Origin of the sequence: Leptospira ilyithenensis (assembly GCF_004771005.1) — a bacterium.
Classification (GTDB): domain Bacteria; phylum Spirochaetota; class Leptospiria; order Leptospirales; family Leptospiraceae; genus Leptospira_A; species Leptospira_A ilyithenensis.
Map to the genome: position 1 here is coordinate 111,571 of NZ_RQHV01000038.1, position 12,588 is coordinate 124,158.

General features: G+C 39.8%; 15 protein-coding genes and 3 tRNA genes. 10 read left to right on the plus strand and 8 right to left on the minus strand.

Annotation, left to right across the window (positions count from 1 at the left end):
- Nucleotides 1-6: 6 nt before the first annotated feature.
- Together EHS11_RS06390 and EHS11_RS06395 are read left to right on the plus strand one after the other, a co-directional pair.
- Nucleotides 7-1,095, plus strand: coding sequence for a pyridoxal phosphate-dependent aminotransferase (locus EHS11_RS06390; RefSeq protein ID WP_135763563.1), 1,089 nt, complete (start codon nucleotides 7-9; stop codon nucleotides 1,093-1,095).
- Nucleotides 1,092-1,853 (plus strand): ribonuclease H-like domain-containing protein, encoded by a 762-nt coding sequence (locus EHS11_RS06395; protein WP_135763564.1) that lies wholly within the window; start codon nucleotides 1,092-1,094, stop codon nucleotides 1,851-1,853. Before EHS11_RS06390 ends, EHS11_RS06395 begins: the two co-directional genes overlap by 4 nt.
- Before the next feature lie 36 nt (nucleotides 1,854-1,889).
- Here EHS11_RS06395 and EHS11_RS06400 read toward each other — a convergent pair whose 3' ends face one another.
- On the minus strand, nucleotides 1,890-2,321 hold the full coding sequence (locus EHS11_RS06400) for a CBS domain-containing protein (protein WP_135763565.1): 432 nt from the start codon (nucleotides 2,319-2,321) through the stop codon (nucleotides 1,890-1,892).
- Nucleotides 2,322-2,511: 190 nt separating this feature from the next.
- Between EHS11_RS06400 and EHS11_RS06405 the strand changes: the two genes are divergently transcribed.
- The 3 genes from EHS11_RS06405 (at nucleotide 2,512) to EHS11_RS06415 (ending at nucleotide 4,453) form a co-directional block, all read left to right on the plus strand.
- Nucleotides 2,512-3,636 carry a fatty acid desaturase gene (locus EHS11_RS06405; protein ID WP_135763566.1) on the plus strand — a complete coding sequence of 375 codons (1,125 nt, stop codon included), beginning with the start codon at nucleotides 2,512-2,514 and terminating at the stop codon, nucleotides 3,634-3,636.
- Between the two features lie 188 nt (nucleotides 3,637-3,824).
- Entirely contained in the window at nucleotides 3,825-4,064 is a 240-nt protein-coding gene (locus EHS11_RS06410; RefSeq protein ID WP_135763567.1) for an AbrB/MazE/SpoVT family DNA-binding domain-containing protein, read from the plus strand.
- Nucleotides 4,061-4,453 carry a type II toxin-antitoxin system death-on-curing family toxin gene (locus EHS11_RS06415; RefSeq protein ID WP_135763568.1) on the plus strand — a complete coding sequence of 131 codons (393 nt, stop codon included), beginning with the start codon at nucleotides 4,061-4,063 and terminating at the stop codon, nucleotides 4,451-4,453. Before EHS11_RS06410 ends, EHS11_RS06415 begins: the two co-directional genes overlap by 4 nt.
- Nucleotides 4,454-4,566: 113 nt before the next feature.
- On the opposite strand, the gene EHS11_RS06420 is transcribed toward EHS11_RS06415, so the two are convergent.
- The 3 genes from EHS11_RS06420 to hemW form a co-directional block, all read right to left on the minus strand.
- Nucleotides 4,567-4,639, minus strand: a tRNA-Ala gene (locus EHS11_RS06420).
- 18 nt (nucleotides 4,640-4,657) lie between these two features.
- Nucleotides 4,658-4,731 (minus strand) — tRNA-Ile (locus EHS11_RS06425).
- 80 nt (nucleotides 4,732-4,811) lie between these two features.
- Nucleotides 4,812-5,999 (minus strand): radical SAM family heme chaperone HemW, encoded by a 1,188-nt coding sequence (hemW, locus tag EHS11_RS06430; RefSeq protein ID WP_135763569.1) that lies wholly within the window; start codon nucleotides 5,997-5,999, stop codon nucleotides 4,812-4,814.
- Here hemW and EHS11_RS06435 point away from each other — a divergent pair.
- The 5 genes from EHS11_RS06435 to EHS11_RS06455 all read left to right on the plus strand — a co-directional run bounded on the left by EHS11_RS06435 (nucleotide 5,998) and on the right by EHS11_RS06455 (nucleotide 9,131).
- Nucleotides 5,998-6,495: a hypothetical protein gene (locus tag EHS11_RS06435; RefSeq protein WP_135763570.1), complete on the plus strand. Its 498-nt coding sequence runs from the start codon at nucleotides 5,998-6,000 to the stop codon at nucleotides 6,493-6,495. The two genes, hemW and EHS11_RS06435, sit on opposite strands and share 2 nt — an antisense overlap.
- 51 nt (nucleotides 6,496-6,546) lie before the next feature.
- Nucleotides 6,547-6,620, plus strand: a tRNA-Ile gene (locus EHS11_RS06440).
- Nucleotides 6,621-6,649: 29 nt separating this feature from the next.
- Nucleotides 6,650-7,225 carry a bifunctional nuclease family protein gene (locus EHS11_RS06445; RefSeq protein WP_135763571.1) on the plus strand — a complete coding sequence of 192 codons (576 nt, stop codon included), beginning with the start codon at nucleotides 6,650-6,652 and terminating at the stop codon, nucleotides 7,223-7,225.
- A 161-nt stretch (nucleotides 7,226-7,386) separates the two neighbouring features.
- Entirely contained in the window at nucleotides 7,387-7,752 is a 366-nt protein-coding gene (locus tag EHS11_RS06450) for a phasin-related domain-containing protein (protein ID WP_135763572.1), read from the plus strand.
- A gap of 92 nt (nucleotides 7,753-7,844) precedes the next feature.
- On the plus strand, nucleotides 7,845-9,131 hold the full coding sequence (locus EHS11_RS06455; RefSeq protein WP_135763573.1) for an MFS transporter: 1,287 nt from the start codon (nucleotides 7,845-7,847) through the stop codon (nucleotides 9,129-9,131).
- On the opposite strand, the gene EHS11_RS06460 is transcribed toward EHS11_RS06455, so the two are convergent.
- The 4 genes from EHS11_RS06460 to modA form a co-directional block, all read right to left on the minus strand.
- A complete protein-coding gene (locus EHS11_RS06460) occupies nucleotides 9,128-9,757 on the minus strand; it encodes an ACT domain-containing protein (RefSeq protein ID WP_246047630.1) in 630 nt (209 codons plus the stop codon). The genes EHS11_RS06455 and EHS11_RS06460 overlap by 4 nt on opposite strands.
- A 127-nt stretch (nucleotides 9,758-9,884) precedes the next feature.
- Nucleotides 9,885-11,045 carry an Lsa36 family surface (lipo)protein gene (locus EHS11_RS06465; protein WP_135763574.1) on the minus strand — a complete coding sequence of 387 codons (1,161 nt, stop codon included), beginning with the start codon at nucleotides 11,043-11,045 and terminating at the stop codon, nucleotides 9,885-9,887.
- A gap of 114 nt (nucleotides 11,046-11,159) precedes the next feature.
- On the minus strand, nucleotides 11,160-11,825 hold the full coding sequence (locus EHS11_RS06470) for a sulfate/molybdate ABC transporter ATP-binding protein (RefSeq protein WP_135763575.1): 666 nt from the start codon (nucleotides 11,823-11,825) through the stop codon (nucleotides 11,160-11,162).
- Complete coding sequence (modA, locus tag EHS11_RS06475) at nucleotides 11,825-12,580, minus strand: molybdate ABC transporter substrate-binding protein (RefSeq protein ID WP_135763576.1); 756 nt, start codon at nucleotides 12,578-12,580, stop codon at nucleotides 11,825-11,827. Before modA ends, EHS11_RS06470 begins: the two co-directional genes overlap by 1 nt.
- Nucleotides 12,581-12,588: the final 8 nt, after the last annotated feature.

The following is a 12,588-nucleotide window of genomic DNA, read 5'->3' on the forward strand; positions in this document are numbered from 1 at the left end:
TCAAAATTGGAACCTAGAGAATTTTTCATAGAAGAAAGGTTGGAATCTTACCGGACAAATTGTTTTTGCAATTTGGGAGAAAGCGGATTTCACCCAATGGATTTGGGCCAGGCGATGTCCTATGCGGGACTCAGGCAGGAAGAAATGTTGTCCATTCCCTTAAATGACTCTCCCAATCGGGGGAGAGTCGATCTTAGACAAGAGATTGCCAAACTCTACCCCGGCGTTTCTCCCGATGAGGTGCTTGTAACAACTGGTACGGGTGAGGCGCTTTATTTGTTATTTCATCTCTTCCTTAAACCTGGGATGAAAGTGGCTCTTTACTGGCCTGCGTTTCAGGCACTGTATGAGATTCCCAAAATGTTGGGGGCGGAAATCATCAAAGTTCCGGTTGGCAGATTTCTCCTTTCATCGGATTGGGAGTCTATCACCGCTGATTTTTACATACTCAACCAACCGCATAACCCGACAGGTGCTTGTGTTCCCCGTGAAGAATGGGCAAATCTAAAACAAGTGCTTTTATTAAAAAACAAACCGATGTTATTTGACGAACATTACCGGTTTCTCGATTTGAATTCTAGTTTGGGCGAAACAGGAGTTTCTCCGAAAGATAGTTTTTTGGGAACAGGTTCTTTTACCAAATGTTTCGGTGTAACAGGGCTTCGGGTGGGCTGGCTTATCGCAAAGAGAGAAGTTATAGAAAGGGCACGTTCGTTCAAAGATTATCTTACTCATACGGTTTCCCCTGTGTCCGAACGGATTGCCTTGGGGCTTTTGCAAAATCGAAATTTGTTTTTACCAAGTATCCAATCCGAATTAAAGGAAAATTTGACATTCTGGAATTCTCATTTGTCCGAACTTGGGGATATTATATCTTTCGGAGAAGTAGGAGGGGGACTTGTTGGCTGGGCAAAATTAAAATCGGGCATCTCTTCCGAAAGATATTGCGACTCCCTTCTTCACAAAACAGGTGTTTTTGTGCTTCCCGGAATCAACTTCGAGGAAGAAGGATATTTGCGAATCGGATTCGGAGAAAGATCTTCCGTTTTTAGGGAAGGGATTTTGCGCTGGATCCAAAACACTCCGATTCTATGATACGTTCCTGTTTTGAAATCATCTCTGGGATAGGGCCTGTTCTTCAATCCAGACTTTGGGAAAACGGAATTTTGGATTGGGATGATTTGTTTTCTTTAAGCGTGGAAAATTGGGAGAAGATTCAGTTTTTGCCGTCCATTTCTTTTTTGCATGAAGAGGCCGGGTTTCTGAATTCAAAATGGAAAGAAAAAGATTTTTCATATTTCGTATCCAAACTTCCCAATAAGGAACTTTGGAGATTATGGGAGGATTTTTCACATAAGTTTTGTTATCTGGATATAGAAACTACCGGAATTGACGAATCTTCTTTTGTCACTGTAGCCAGTTTTTATTTGAATGGAGAAATGTTTACATTCGAAAGGGGAAAAAATCTGGAATTCATGTTAGATGATCTTTCCGGTGATCTGATTTTAGTCACTTACAACGGAAAAAGATTTGATATACCTTTCTTAGAAAAGGAATTCAATCAAAAGATCCCCAATGTGCACCTGGATATGATGAATGTACTTCATGATATGGGAATCAAAGGAGGACTTAAAAAATCGGAAATTCAACTGGGCCTCGTCCGCCCCGAAGAAATTCAATCTGTGGATGGAAAGATGGCGCCTCTCCTTTGGAAAGATTATGTGGAATATGATGATTTGGAAAAACTGAATCTTCTCATTGCTTACAACAGGGAAGATACGAAAAACCTGGAAGCCATTTTGCGGGAAGTAGTATCCCGCAAAAAAAAGAGTTTTGATAATTTTTATTTATAATCGAAAAGATATGAAATTTACGGAGCGAAAATCGATTCAGTGAGAGCCATACATATATTCGCGGAGTATATGCATTTCTTTTTCGGTTTTACTCAATTTCACTTTGACTGCGTCCCCGATGGAGATGAGTCCGATGATCAGATCGTCTTCCATAACGGGCATATGCCTGAATCTTTTGGAAAGCATTGTATTGAGCACATCATCCACTTCGTCGTTCGGACTAGCAACTGTCAGTTGAGTGGTCATCACTTCTTTCAGTTTTATCTTGTGCAGACTTTCGTGCTTTTCCGCCACAATCCTCATTAAATCTCTCTCAGTGAAAATCCCTGCCAACTTTCCTTGGAAAGTGACCATAATGGAACCTACTTTGGAAGCAACCATCAGCTTTGTGGCTTCCAAAACGTTGTGATCTTCTTCGATGGTGAGAAGAGAGGTTTGTTTTTCTTTCAGAATATCTCTTACTGACATGGCTTCGTCAGGTTTCTAACGAAATTCACTAGTAGGCAAGACCTTTTTTCTAGGGAAACCCCATCTTATTTCATAAGAATGGCGTTGGGATGACAATTTCGGGAAATGGCAATTTCCTTCGAAACTAAGCTTTCTTGACAGATAGGGGCAGATTTTTAATCTCAGACAAAAATATTTAGCGGTGTTCATTATGATTGGAACACCTGAGGACCTCTGCATGATTCCTATTTTGGAAAAACCCACTCCTATTTCGGAAATAGAAACGAAAGAAAGGAGGGAACCTGTCAATTTAACAGGGCCTGTGAAATCCATTCGACCCGAGTTGTACCGCCCCAACGCAAAAAAAGCGATTCTATTTATGATGGTTGGAATTGTTTTTCACTCTTTGAGTTTGGGGTTGCTCTATTTTTTCATTCAAAACGATTATACATACCTTTTGCCTTTGGGATGGATTCTCGCAGGCACTTCCGTCACTTCTCTTTTTGTTTTGGGACATGACTGTGCCCATGCTTCTTTTCTAAAAAACAATCGGATAAATGATACACTTGGTCACTTTTTCTTTCTGTTTTCCTTTTATCCGTACTATGGATGGAAATTTTCACATAACGCGCATCATGCGCATACGAATAATCTGGATTCGAATGATAAAGATGTCTATTATGACAACGCCTGGCTGCCGTTTACAGTGAATCAATATCTGATTCTACGCAAAAAACTGCCGATACGTGCTGCAATATACAGATGGACCAGATACTTGCCACCCTTTGGTTCTCTATTGCATAATCTAATCAATCATGCTTATCCGGGTAAATACATTGCTACACATAGAAAAAAACTCTATCTATCTTACATAGTTTTGTTTTCGGGACTTGCGGTTCTTTTTGTTTCAGCTTATCTTTTGACAGGCAAACTGAGTTCCATCTTTCATTTCTTCATAGCACCGGGCATTGTGTTTCAATTTTGGATGAGTTATTATACTTATCTCCATCATACTTCAGATGAGATCCATTTTTATAGATCCGAAGATTGGAACCCGTATAAGGGGCAGATCCATTCCACCTATAATTTTTTAAATCCGAAGATCATTTCTTTTTTGCACTTTCATATTGATATTCACACTCCCCATCATCTCTCTACCGCGATTCCATGTTATCATTTGAAAGAAGCCTATCGGGAGCTCTTAAAATCCGAATATGCGAACGATGTCAAAGAAGGTAAGTTCAGTATTTCTTATATCTATAAACAGTGGAAACAGTGCCATGTTTGGGACGAAAAAGAAAACAGATACAAAAGTTTTCGGGAAGTTCACGCTTAAAAAAATAATACCCTTCGAAACCGGGAACCCTTCCCGGTTTTTTTCTTATACTAGGAAGATCCCGCCAAACAGTGTGACAGATGCCAATGGAAAATAGATGTAAAAAAGGGGTAGGATTTTGGAGCGTATCTATCCCATAATAATGAAAAAATAGTTGATTGTTTTCGGTTATTACCTATGTTATAACTATGGACATTCCTTTTGTCAAAAAAACGACAATTCGGGCCATCGGAAATTCTGCAGGAGCAACTATCCCAAAAGCTCTTTTAGAGAAATATAATTTTCATGAAGGAGACACTGTCTTTCTCTTGGAAACCGAAAATGGCATTCTATTATCTCCATATGATCCTGATTTCGAAGCTTCGATGGAATTATATCAGGAAGCTTCGAAAAAATATAGAAATGCTTTGAAAGAACTCGCTAAATGAATAGCGAATCTAAATGGTTAAGTAAAAAAATTGCGGAAGCGATACATTTAGATCAAATCAAACAGCATGGGGGTTTATTAGGCATTCGAGATGAAGGTTTGCTTGAGTCAGCTCTCGATAGATCAAAGAACATCTGGCATTATAAACCTAAATCTAGTATTTTTGAACTCACCGCTTCCCTCGGCATAGGCATTGCTAAAAATCATCCTTTTATTGATGGGAATAAGAGAACTTCGTTTCTTTTGATGTTTGTCTTTCTTGCCTCAAATGGATTTACTATTGAAACCTCAGAAGAGGATGTTGTCAAAGTTATGTTAAAAGTTGCGGATGGTTCGATTAAAGAGGATGAATTAGCAACCTGGCTAAAAAAATCCTCTAATCCTAGATAAGTCTAGTTCATAAAGCACCTGTCGCAGGTAGAAATTTTCCCATATTGGGAAGGTCCCACCAAACAGTAAGACAGATGCCAATGGAAAATAGATGTAAAAAAGGGGTAGGATTTTGGAGCGTATCGGGATCGAACCGATGACCTTCTGAATGCAAATCAGATGCTCTCCCAGCTGAGCTAACGCCCCGTATAAAACGGTATCCTATGGGCCTGATAAGACTCGAACTTATGACCCCACGCTTATCAAGCGTGTGCTCTAACCAACTGAGCTACAGGCCCCGGGATAGGGACAGTATTTTTCGAATAGGGCTTACGGGCAAATCTTTTTCCATGCATTTTGCATGAATTAGCTGGAAAATTTACTCGGAAATGGCAAGTTCAGTAATTAAGTCATCTAATATAAGTAATGCGGTGGACTCCCATTGGAAACGGGAACCGTCCCAATTACAGTAACCTTTGGCGGCAAATCCATCCAAACTGGAGATCATTTTTTTTGCAGTTTTCCGAGGAATGTAAGCTTCTAGAAAAGAAGGAATATGGATGGGTAAAAATAGCCTGAATAAGGAGAGTGCCAGTTCTTCTCTGGGGGAAGAGGTTTCCTCTGTGGAAGGTTTGCCCGGATGTTTCAAATAGGTGCCTGTATTTCTGGGATTGCCATACCGGGATCCGTCTAAAAAACCATGAGCTCCTGGTCCGAGCCCAAGATAGGATTCGTAAGTCCAATAACGTAAATTGTGGCGGGAAAAAAGCTCTTCTTTGCAGTAATTGGAAACTTCATACCAAGTATAACCTCTCTTTTGCATAAGGGAGGGAAGTAGCTCCAAAATTTCCCTTTGCATCTCTTCATTGGGAGGTTTCGCTTTTTTTTCTTTTACATTTCTGGAATAGGAAGTACCTTTTTCCAATGTCAATGAATACAAACTAATATGGTTTAGCTGGAAGTTCAAAAAATAATCCAAATCTTCCAAAAAATCTTCTTTTTTTGAATCGGGAAGTCCGTACATCAAATCGATTCCGATTCGTTCGATAGGAGAGTTTTGCAAAATGTATTTTAGATTTTGGTATTTGTTTTCATCATAGTACCTGCCTAAAAATTTTAAGTCCCTGGGGTTTCTGGTTTGAACCCCTATATTGAGTCTGTTGAAACCCGCTTCTTTCAAGCTTTGGATAAAATCCAAAGATAGATCTTCCGGATTTGCTTCTATGCTGATTTCCGGATCGGAACTAAAATCAGATTCTTCTCTGAAAAATTTTAACAATCGAAACCAATTTTCGGGACTGGCTTTACTGGGAGTTCCTCCACCCATAAATACCGTATCTACTTTTGCGGTTTTTAACTCTTGGGAATTTGCTTTTTTAAGCAAAAACTCTTTTTTATACGAATCGAATAACAAATCTTCTACGTTTGATCTTCCTTCTCCGATCCCTTCTGAAAAAAAATCACAATAATCGCATTTCTGGTAACAGAAAGGATAATGTACGTAGATGCCCGTAAATCCTTTTCTTGCTTGCAAGCTCGGGGTGCTTTTCGTTGAAATGGAGTTCATGTATAGGACTGTATTTTTTATACTCGCAATCAGTTCTAGTTTTACAACGATTCTTTCCCAAAAATTACTTCTGAAATCGGAGAAATTTTTATGGGAAGGACAAGAGTTTTCTTTTCCCGCAAATGTAGTTATCAAAGAACAATCTCTTAGTTTTGAAACGACAGCTCATATTTATCCTGCCGAGAGTGATCCGTTTTTCATTGTTTTACGAAAACTTCCTTTAAATTCTCTCTCTTTCGAAAGAGATGCTTATGAATCGGAGATCTTCTGGCATGGGAAAAATAAAACAAAAGAAACTGTAAATATTTCGGGCTTAACCGTTTTGATTTACCGTGCGGAACAAATTAGAAACCAAAATCTTTTGAAAGCGAATCTCTGGATTTGGTCAAAAGGACAGAATCATTATTGGGCATGGATTTTTTGGAGAAAAGAAAGAACGGATTTAGAAGATTTTTTCGAAAAAGGACTCTTTATTCGCTCCGTGGGGAGTGAGTAACGGTTTTCTGCTTGTCTCTCCCTTTTTCTGAAAAACATTGGAATGGGTAAAGGGCCTATAGCTCAGTTGGTTAGAGCAGCAGACTCATAATCTGCGGGTCGAAGGTTCGAGCCCTTCTGGGCCCATTTATAATTGCGAGGCAAACAGGTCGTCTATGGAATTTTTCGAAGTAAAAATCTCTGATATTAGCCTGACCAATGTTGGCTTTGCCGTATTCCTCCGACCCAAGGATACGGAAGACAACCGTGTGGTTCCTATCTTTATAGGTCCCCTGGAAACTCATTCCATCACAACGGTGATCGATGGTACAAAACCTCCAAGGCCGATGACTCATGATCTTATGCTCTACATGCTGACTGCAATGGGTGCGACCGTCCTGAAGATCACGATTGAAGAAATCATCGACAGCACTTTTTACGCAAAGATCCAATTGAGACGTGATGAAGAAATTTTGACTTTGGATGCAAGACCTTCCGATTCCATTGCGCTTGCACTCAGAGCAAACGCCCCTATCTTTATCGCAAAATCAGTATTAGATGAGGCTGGAATCGTGATGAAAGAGGATGAAATCCAAGGTGAGAATATCACTCCCGAAAAAAAAATCCAAGCCCTCCCCAAATCCAATCTACAGATTTTGGAAGAAACCTTGGAGAATGCGCTCCGAACTGAAGATTACGAAACTGCCGCAAAAATCAGAGATCAAATCAAGAAGTTGATTGAAAATAGCTAAGAAACGAGATAGTTTCTTCCATTGATTAGAATATTTAGATAAACTTCTGATTATGTCTCTCTACTTTATGGGAAACATTCTTTTTTTAATTGTCATGTGATGAATCATAATCTACTTTTGGGAATCCCGATATAAGGAAATTGACCCGAGAGGAATATTGTATGGAAAAATTAGTAATGGATGTAGTAAACGCTGGAATCGCATTGTTTAGATCCGGTGAAGAAAAGTTAAAAACAGCAGTAGTTGATCTTGAAAAAGTTTACAACGAACTAAAAAGCAAAGGTGAATTGGACAAATCTCCTGATGCTCAAAAAATCAGAGATCTTTTGAACAAAACAATTGCTGATGCACAAGGGGCTATTGGAAAAACAAATGCTAGTTACGATGAAATCGTTACAAAGCTTCAAGCAAATTATCAAACTATTTACGCACAAATTGATACTGCTCTCCCTCCTCAAGTAAAAGAAAAATTGAAACAAGGTCTTGATGAGTTGAAATCTTTGATCGATAAAGTAAAAAGCAAATAAGAAGAGTCTTACCCGCTTTTTTTATCATCCTTTTTTTGACGGGAAAAAGTCACAGAGTGATCTGTGACTTTTTTTTATAACCCCTTTTACAAATGCCAAATTCCCAAAAACAAACCAGAGTTATATTATTTTTAATCGTGTTTACGGATATGATGGGATTTTCCCTTCTATTTCCTTTATTTCCCAAAACAATAGAACATTTTCTTCTCAAAGGAAACGATTCCGTCTTTTCCTTATTCTATGATTTAGCCTTACAAATCGGAGGAGATGGAAACAAAGAATTCACCATGGTTTTATTCGGTGGAATACTCGGTTCCATTTATTCTTTTCTGCAATTTCTATCTGCTCCCATTTGGGGAAAACTTTCGGATCGGATGGGAAGAAGATTTATTCTGATTTTCACTACCCTGGGAAGTGTTGTAGGTTATTCTATCTGGTTCTTTTCCTCTCAGTTTTGGATGTTTGTTTTGTCCAGAGTGATCACAGGAATCATGGGCGGAAATTTGTCGGTGGCATCCGCTGCAATGGCTGATACTACCGATGAAAAGTCCAGAGCCGCAGGAATGGGGCTTTTGGGAGCCGGGATCGGGCTTGGATTCATTATGGGTCCTCTATTCGGGGGAATGAGCTCGGTTTTGAATTTTTTAGATTTTTTGTATTTGAATGGAACTGCTGTTATATTTCCTGCATCCGCTTTTTTCGGAATCGTTGTCTCTTTGATTACATTATTATTGATTGTATTCTATTTGAAAGAATCGAAAGTCACTGAGGAAAAATTCAAAGAAATTCACCCTTTACTTGCAATTTCCAAGATCGAATCAAAAAATCTGATTCGGATTTCGATTCTGAATCTACTCTTTATATTTAGTTTTTCAGGATTTGAATTTGTTATCAATTTTTATCTTTCCGAAAATTTTCATTTTTCTCCGAAAGACATCGGTTTTACTTTTCTTTATATAGGAATGATCATTGTACTCGTGCAAGGTGGGATTGTCAGAAGGATTTCGGGAAAATATCCGGAAAGATCCATAGCGGGAATCGGTTCTTTTTCCGTAGCGATCGGCTTTTTGGTTTTGATCTTCGGACAAAGTATCGGGTTTACTTTCCTTGCGATTTTTTTTCTGGCATTTGGGAGCGCCCTTGTCAATCCGGGGCTTTCATCTTTTGCTTCTTTGGAAAGCGGAGCGGGAGATCAAGGTATGTCCCTCGGTTTTTTTAGAAGCTTCGGATCACTTGCACGCGCATTGTCTCCAATTGTATTTGCAATCTTCTATTTTAAGAAAGGAGCGGGGTTTACTTTTGTAATTTCCCTGTTGATTCTGATTTTATTTTGGTACGTTCTGTACGGTACTAAGACCAAAAGAGAATTTTCAAATTAAAGAAAATTTTCAAGCCGGGAACGCAATAAAGGAAACATTGTTTTTTCGTCCAACTTTTCTCCTGTGAGGGAAGTTCTTAGTAAAAAACTATCTCTGATCTTTCCATCGGAACTATTGGCAGTGAAACTAATAATATCAATCCCCAAATGAAAGAGCGCTTCCGTGATTTGGAATAGGATTCCCGTATTGTCTTTCATCCTTAGGTCCATAACTGTAAAATCGGAAGAGATCGGATTGTATAATTTCAAAGAAGCTTCCGGGTCTCCTACCTTTCTCACGAGCACCTCTCCTTTACCATGATCGCGCAGGTATTCTTCGACAGACTTTTCTTCATAAAATAAAGAATAGAGATCTTTTCTGATTTGAGAGAGGAGGGATTCCGTCATTTCCCCTCCGTTCCAGCTACGGATTACAAATAAATCCTGGACATGGCCTTCGTGCGATGTTTCCGCCACTGCTTCCAAAATATCCCAGCCATGGATGTACAATACCGAAGTGACCCGAAAGAGAATCCCCAAATCATCTTGAGAGAGGGAGATTTTGAGTAGGGTGGTGTCTTTTCTAGGTACACAAGATACATGTAGAACTGGCTTCTTGGTCTCGTTCATAATTACGGTCGTAGTCATTCGCTGTCCTCGCTTACAAACTGCTTAAATACTGAGCATGGAGGCCCGTGATGAGCAAAAGAAATAAGCAGTGTGATCCTATCGTATACACTGTTGCAAGAAAGATACCAATTGGAAGGAATTGTTATTAAAAAGCAACTTTCGCGCCAATCATGACTGACTGGACTTTTTGGGAAACCATTGCTTCCACTATAACTTTGGTTAGTAATACATTCAGTTCCAAACCGGTAACAAGAAAGCTCGTGGAATTGGGAGTATTCGCGGTTCCGGAAACATCCAATGCCAAAGTTCCCGATTTGCTTTGTCCTAGTACGGAACTGGGAATCAGTGCTTGTACTTCCGCTGGTAAAGACGAAGCAACGGAACCTGCATCCAGTGCGATGGTCAGAGGACCGGACCTTTCTATCTTCAAATTCGTTGAACCAAAGTTAAGCGAAGTTCCCGCACCTGCAAAAAAAGTTAGAAAATAAAACATTCTAAAACCGGTGCGCACATCCAAAGGGACACTTGTGATCGTGCTGTTATAATTGAATGTAGTGGAGCCTCCCCAAGTTCCCATGGCGGGACCTAAGGTGATTGCTTGTGTTTGTCCGTCATTATAGGTAACGTCAATGGTCTGCCTTTGGTAATGCATTCCCATACCGAGAGAAATTCCTGAAAATTCGAAAATACCGATTCCGTCAGAGTAGCTATCGAATATATGAAACCGAAGAGTAAATCCCCCGGTTGTAATGTCTCCGCCTAACTGAACGTTTTTGTTCTGCGCTTCGATCGCTCTTTGAACATCTCCTTCCGCAAAATTGAATTTGAATCCGTGCACATAAAGATTGAAACGGTGCATGAAAGTTTTAAGATCTTGATCCGTATCCGAAGGTCCGTCTCCGAGTAACCATCCCAGATTGACAGCAAAAACTAAGTTAGGTGAAAGTGAAGCTCCGACGTTCGGAAGTTTGGAAAAGTTCAAGTCTTTATAGGAAACATTGATATCTTCTTTTTTTTGACCTGCAAGTGCCAAGCCTCCCCCGATTTGGAATCTGTTGACGATGCCCGATCCCATAAGCGAGGAATTGATATTGGTAATGACCGCAGACTCGGCCATAGTGGATAAGATTTTATCCGTGTACTGTGCTTGTAACGCCTGGTCTACCTGGTTTAATTGTGTTTGGATGGTGGTAGGTAAAATAGTACATGCGTCTCCGGAACAGGTGACTTTTGCATCTAGATCTTTCTCGAAAGCAAATATGACAAATAAGATAAATATCGTTTTTGGCAAAATCCGCTTTTTCATCTTACATTTTTCCGGTAAGGGAGCATTATAACATATATCGGAGTTCCGTCGAGGCTTTCTTAAGAACGAGCGTGCCAGATTTTCTTTTCTAGCCAGTGAATAAATCATCCTTTCCTACTTCACGATTTTACCGTCTTCCATATACAGAGGAGAAACTCCGAAAAAATCCGGATCGGTTTTATCGTGAGAGATGAGTAGGATCGGAACTTGGATCCTATCCCGGAGAGACTTCAATTCTTCTCTCATTCTTTGACGTAGATCCGGATTTAAAGCGGCAAAAGGCTCGTCCAAAAGCAATATTTCCGGCTTTCGGGCGAGAGCCCTTACCAAAGCGACTCTCTGCTTTTGACCTCCAGAAAGAGTTTTTGGATAACTTTCCGGCATGCCTTCGATTTCAAATAAATGCAGTAGATTGTTTACTATTTCTCTGTCCGCTTTGGTCGGTCGAAATTGGAATAGGTTCTTTAATCCGAATTCTATATTCTTTCGGACTGTTAGGTGAGGAAATAATCCGTAATTTTGAGAGAGATATCCCAGATTTCTTTTTTCGGAAGGGATATTTTGACGGGTTTCGGAATCGAAATAGATCCTTTCTCCAAAGGAGATTTTTCCTGTGTCCGGTTTTATCAGTCCCGCAATTGTTCTCAATGTCAGGCTCTTTCCGGCTCCGGATGGTCCGTAGATGATCTGGAAATTTTCCGAAGAAGAGAATTGGACATCGAGTCGGAATTCCCTTTTTCCATCGGTTACCTTCTTTTGAATATTTACGCACAGGGACATTAAGGAAGAATGAATTTGAACTGAGTGAAAATTTCTTTGGCTTCAGGACTTTGAAGGAACTCCAAAAATAATAACGAAGCTTCCGAATGTTTGGTTCCGGAAACCAGAGTCCCGGGATATAAAATCGGTTTATGCCCGGAAAGTAGGAGGACAACTTTTACCTTTCCTTCCGCGAGACTTGCGTCGGTTTGGTATACGAAGCCCGCATCCGTTTCTTCCCGACTAACATAATCCAGAACCTGTCTTACATTTTCGCAAGGGATGAATTTTTCCTTCAATGCTACGAGTAATTTTTCCTTTTCCAATGTTTGTTCCGCATAACGTCCTGCAGGAACACTGTTTGGATTTCCTATTGCAATCCGTTTGAATTCCGATTTTTGCAAATCTTTTAATGTTTCGATCTTTGCGGTGCTAGCCTGGGGGAGAATCAGAACCAAATTGTTTTTGAGCAGGATTTTTTTTGACTTCTGATCCAAAATGTTTTTTTTGATTCCTTTGTCTAACGTCTCTTCGTCGGCAGAAATGAAAACGTCTGCGGGGGCTCCTTTTTCTATCTGTTGATAGAGACTCCCCGATGATCCGAAATTGAAAACTGCTTTAACTCCGTGTTTTTTTTCGAATTTTTCTCCGATTTTTCTTAGAACGTCTGTTAGGCTGGATGCAGCGGATACTATGATCTCTTGTCCTTCGGAAAATACGGGAGTGGAGAAGAGAAAACTTAAAGTTATAAGTGAATAAACAAATTTTTGTTTCATAGAAATGG

Excerpts from the sequence above, each read along its gene's own strand:
- EHS11_RS06395 (WP_135763564.1), top strand. The coding sequence starts at position 1,092 with ATGATACGTTCCTGTTTTGAAATCATCTCTGGGATAGGGCCTGTTCTT.
- EHS11_RS06400 (WP_135763565.1), bottom strand. The coding sequence starts at position 2,321 with ATGTCAGTAAGAGATATTCTGAAAGAAAAACAAACCTCTCTTCTCACC.
- EHS11_RS06405 (WP_135763566.1), top strand. The coding sequence starts at position 2,512 with ATGATTGGAACACCTGAGGACCTCTGCATGATTCCTATTTTGGAAAAA.
- EHS11_RS06410 (WP_135763567.1), top strand. The coding sequence starts at position 3,825 with ATGGACATTCCTTTTGTCAAAAAAACGACAATTCGGGCCATCGGAAAT.
- EHS11_RS06415 (WP_135763568.1), top strand. The coding sequence starts at position 4,061 with ATGAATAGCGAATCTAAATGGTTAAGTAAAAAAATTGCGGAAGCGATA.
- EHS11_RS06435 (WP_135763570.1), top strand. The coding sequence starts at position 5,998 with ATGTATAGGACTGTATTTTTTATACTCGCAATCAGTTCTAGTTTTACA.
- hemW (WP_135763569.1), bottom strand. The coding sequence starts at position 5,999 with ATGAACTCCATTTCAACGAAAAGCACCCCGAGCTTGCAAGCAAGAAAA.
- EHS11_RS06445 (WP_135763571.1), top strand. The coding sequence starts at position 6,650 with ATGGAATTTTTCGAAGTAAAAATCTCTGATATTAGCCTGACCAATGTT.
- EHS11_RS06450 (WP_135763572.1), top strand. The coding sequence starts at position 7,387 with ATGGAAAAATTAGTAATGGATGTAGTAAACGCTGGAATCGCATTGTTT.
- EHS11_RS06455 (WP_135763573.1), top strand. The coding sequence starts at position 7,845 with ATGCCAAATTCCCAAAAACAAACCAGAGTTATATTATTTTTAATCGTG.
- EHS11_RS06460 (WP_246047630.1), bottom strand. The coding sequence starts at position 9,757 with ATGACTACGACCGTAATTATGAACGAGACCAAGAAGCCAGTTCTACAT.
- EHS11_RS06465 (WP_135763574.1), bottom strand. The coding sequence starts at position 11,045 with ATGAAAAAGCGGATTTTGCCAAAAACGATATTTATCTTATTTGTCATA.
- EHS11_RS06470 (WP_135763575.1), bottom strand. The coding sequence starts at position 11,825 with ATGTCCCTGTGCGTAAATATTCAAAAGAAGGTAACCGATGGAAAAAGG.
- modA (WP_135763576.1), bottom strand. The coding sequence starts at position 12,580 with ATGAAACAAAAATTTGTTTATTCACTTATAACTTTAAGTTTTCTCTTC.